At 73.0% G+C, this 3665-nt stretch carries 4 protein-coding genes; 1 reads left to right on the top strand and 3 read right to left on the bottom strand.

Annotated features, from left to right (window positions below):
• Positions 1-357 precede the first annotated feature (357 nt).
• Positions 358-687, bottom strand: coding sequence for a hypothetical protein (locus C7C46_RS31645; RefSeq protein ID WP_110673363.1), 330 nt, complete (start codon positions 685-687; stop codon positions 358-360).
• A 233-nt stretch (positions 688-920) separates the two neighbouring features.
• Between C7C46_RS31645 and C7C46_RS31640 the strand changes: the two genes are divergently transcribed.
• Entirely contained in the window at positions 921-2039 is a 1119-nt protein-coding gene (locus tag C7C46_RS31640) for a hypothetical protein (RefSeq protein ID WP_245985254.1), read from the top strand.
• Positions 2040-2146: 107 nt separating this feature from the next.
• On the opposite strand, the gene C7C46_RS31635 is transcribed toward C7C46_RS31640, so the two are convergent.
• Complete coding sequence (locus tag C7C46_RS31635) at positions 2147-2866, bottom strand: polysaccharide deacetylase family protein (protein WP_110673361.1); 720 nt, start codon at positions 2864-2866, stop codon at positions 2147-2149.
• Positions 2863-3665, bottom strand: an 803-nt coding sequence (locus tag C7C46_RS31630) for a glycosyltransferase (protein ID WP_146259296.1), incomplete at its 5' end; no start/stop codon positions are given. The genes C7C46_RS31635 and C7C46_RS31630, both read right to left, overlap by 4 nt.

The following is a 3665-nucleotide window of genomic DNA, read 5'->3' as shown; positions in this document are numbered from 1 at the left end:
CCTCAGCTGCGGAACTCAGGTTCGCCGGGTCCCGTGAATGCGGCGGAAATGATCAGCCGAGGTCCGCCGGGCCCCAGCAGGCGCCGGCCCAGTCGTCCAGGGATGTGATCCGGGCACCGGCGCCGGCCGAAGCCCCGAAGAGCACATTGCCGGGGTGGAAGTCCCGGCCGGACCGCCGTACCCCAGGCTCTTCCCCGAGCCCGGGGTACGGGGGGGTCCCACCGGTGCCCACCACGGGGCTGCTCCCCCACGGCAGCCCCGTGGTGGGTGGGACGGTCGGTTCAGGGGGCGCGGGCCTCGGCCCTGGCGGTGCGCCAGATCAGGTCTCTCGCTGGAGCGGTGCGGCCCACCCGGTGGTCAGATGTTCCAGTCCATCGGGTAGTGCACGATGGGCAGGAACCTGGCGCCGGCCCGCTCGGCCTCGCCGCGGGCGATCACCGCCATCTCCTTGAGGTGGTTCAGCTGCTGGGCGTGCTCGTCGGTGTCCCAGATGCTGATCTGGACGATCGAGCCGTCGGGCGAGACGCCCGTGTGGAAGCTGATCAGGCCGGGCAGTTGCTGGATGGCCGGCACCAGGTAGCGGCCGGTGGCGACGTTCATCTCCCGGATCTCCTCGTACCGGCCGGGTTCGAACTCGGCGCGCGAGACGCGGATCACTGCGGTCGACGGGATCTGCTCGGCGGTCATGGGAAGCCTCCTCGGCTGGACAGCGCGCGGTGGGGTGAGTTGAGGTTCACCAGCCACTTCAGCACGCCGCCGGCCGCCAGGACCGGCCGAAGCGGGGCAGCCCACACGTTCAGGTGATTGCGCAACTGACATAACGTCACATAGGGCCCCTCGGAACACGAAACGGACGATCCGCACCCGGTTGGGCTCGCCGACGCAGACGTGGACCTCTTCGAGCGCAGCGGCAGAGGCGGGTGCGGCACTCGGGCGAGCGGTGGCAGGATGCCGAGATGGATTTGATCTTGCGCACGGCGGGCGACCTGCTGGGTACCGTGCTGTCCGACCCGGTGGACCTGGGAGGCAGCACGCGCAGCACCGTGCTGCGCTGCCGCACGGCAGCCGGCGGCAGCGTGATCGTCAAGTCGTTCAGCAACGAGCCGGAGGCACTGCGCTCCTTCACCTCCGAGGCCGCCGGTCTCTCCCTCGGGCTGGCGGGCCCTGCCCTGCTCGGTGTGGACAAGGCGGTACCGCTGCTGGTGATGGCGGACTTCGGAGGTGCGCCGACGCTGGCTGACGTGCTGCTCGGGGATGACCCGAAGGCAGCCGAGGAGGGCCTGTTGGCCTGGGCCCGCGCGCTCGGGCGGTTGGCTGCCGGGTCGGTGCACCGGCAAGCCGACCTCGCGCAGCTGTGGACACGGTACGACAAGGGCATGCCGTCCTGGGGGGAGCAGCCGTGGATCGAAGAGAATGCCACTGCCCTGCCCGCCTTGCTCGCCGGTGCCGGAATCACGCCGCCGCCGGGGCTGGTGGGGGAGTTGGCACGGATCGGGACGGCAGGCGGGGAGGACTACCCGGCGTTCACTCCGGGGGACACCTGCCCCGACAACAGCCTGCTCACTGCGGAGGGCCTGCGGCTGGTCGACTTCGAAGCAGCCTGCTTCCAGTCGGTCTTCCTGACGGCCGCGTACTGCCGGATGCCCTTCTCCAGTTGCTGGTGCGTCTACCGCCTGCCGACCGGGTTGGCGCAGGAGATCGAGCAGGCCTATCGCTCGGAGATCCTGGCGACGTACCCGGCGCTGGCTGAGGAGGCGGTGTGGCAGGCCGGGATGAGGCAGGCGATCGCGGTCTGGACGGTCGAGGCGACGGTGCGGCTCCTCCCGCGCACCGTGAAGGACGGGCCGCTTCACCGAACCCGACGACCGGTCCCGACGAGGCGCCAGGTACTCAGGCACCGCTGGGAGATGGCGAGCACGATGGAGGACTTCCCGGCGCTCGCGGAGACGATGCGGCTGCTGCTGAGGGAGGTTGCCGGAGGGTGGGGGGTGGGCCCGTTGCCGGGGTATCCGGCCTTCGGGGGCCGAACGGTCAGCTGAAAGGCCTGACGGCGGGCACACCTGGCGGCGGCTCGGCCGGGTGGGCCGAGCCGCCATCAGTCAGTCGCTCGGTCGCCGGCCGCTCAGGCGAGCAGCCGCCCAGTCGCTCAGGCGACCAGGCCGTGCTCGCGCAGCGGGCCGACCTTCAGGCCCTGCTCGGCGCACAGGTCCAGCAGCCGGGGCAGCGCACCCAGCGTGGAGCGCCAGGCCAGCGGGGCGGAGGTGCAGTCGGAGTCGTGCAGCAGCACGGTGCCCCCGGCCAGCGGGGCCCGGGTGACGCTGCGCAGCACCGAGTCGGCGGTGGCGCGGGCCGTCCAGTCCTGGCCCCAGTGGGTCCACAGCACCGTGCGCAGGTCGTTCTCCCGGGCCGCGTACAGCGCCGCGGCGTTGAGCACTCCGTACGGCGGGCGGTACCAGCGCGGCTGCTCGCCGGTGACCGAGGCGATCAGGTCGCGGGCCCGGCGCACGTCGTCCCGGGTCGCGCGCGGCGAGCGGATCAGCAGGGGGCGGTGCGCCCAGCCGTGCACCGCGACCTCGTGCCCGGCGGCGACCAGCTCGCGGCCCAGCTCCGGGGCCTTGATCAGCATCTGGCCCAGCAGGAAGAAGGTGGCCTTGGTGCCGGTCTTCTCCAACTCGGCGAGGAACTTCGGGGTGGAGGCCGGGTCGGGGCCGTCGTCGAAGGTGAGCGCCACGTGCCCCGGGTCGCCGGGGCCGCTGAGCCGCGGTGCGACCCAGGGGCGCACCGGTCCGAGCGAGGTGAGCGCGGGCAGGCTGTGCGCCACCGCGAGCGCACCCGCCGTCAGGCCCAGGACTCGGGCGGTCTTCACGAGGCAACCTCCAGCAGCGGTTCTTCGGGCACACCGCCGGCCAGGGCGATGACCATGCGGTCGGCGCTGTGCGCGGAGCGCGGCGCGGGGACGGGCCCGGCGGCCAGCGCCTCGACCAGCGCCTTGCCGAGCCGGCGCTCGCTGCGGATCCAGGCCGCGAGCCCCGCCTCGTCCAGCGCGGCCGCGTTGGTCACACCGTGGCCCGGCAGGCAACGGTAGCTGACCACGGGTATGCCGCTCGCCATCGCCTCCAGCGAGGTGAGCCCGCCGGCGTTCTGCACCACCACCGAGCTGGCCCGCAGCAGCGCGGGCATGTCCGCCACCCAGCCGAGCGCGACGCCGATGCCGGCCTGCTCCAGCTTCTGGCGCAGCACGTCGTTGTGGCCGCAGACGGTGACCGGGACGGCCACTCCGGCGTCCGCTATCTCCCGGGCCGTCAGCTCGACCTCGCCGACGCCCCAGGAGCCGGCCGTGATCAGCGCCACCGGGCGGTCCAGCGGCAGGCCGAACCGGGTGCGCTCGCGGGCGACCTCGGCCTCCGAGCGGGCCGGGCGGAAGGCCGGACCGACCAGCGGGCCGCAGATCTCCACGTCGGTGGCGCCGTGCTTGGCCGCCTGGATCGCGGCCACCTCGTGCAGCGCCAGGTGCAGGTCCACGCCCTCGGCGACCCAGAGCGGGTGCACCGACATGTCGGTCAGGAAGGTGGCGACCGGGACCTGGACCACGCCGTTCTTGCGTAGCCGGCCCAGCGCCTGACTGGCCAGCGGGTAGGTGGAGACCACGGCGGCGGTCTCGGTGC

Source organism: Streptomyces tateyamensis, from assembly GCF_003205575.1.
GTDB classification, from domain to species: Bacteria; Actinomycetota; Actinomycetes; order Streptomycetales; family Streptomycetaceae; genus Kitasatospora; species Kitasatospora tateyamensis.
The sequence above is the reverse complement of the archived record's forward strand: the minus strand, read 5'-3'. Positions and strand labels throughout refer to the sequence as shown.

Bases quoted from the DNA above. Each gene is read 5' to 3' on its own strand.
- C7C46_RS31645 (WP_110673363.1), bottom strand. From the start codon at position 687: ATGACCGCCGAGCAGATCCCGTCGACCGCAGTGATCCGCGTCTCGCGC.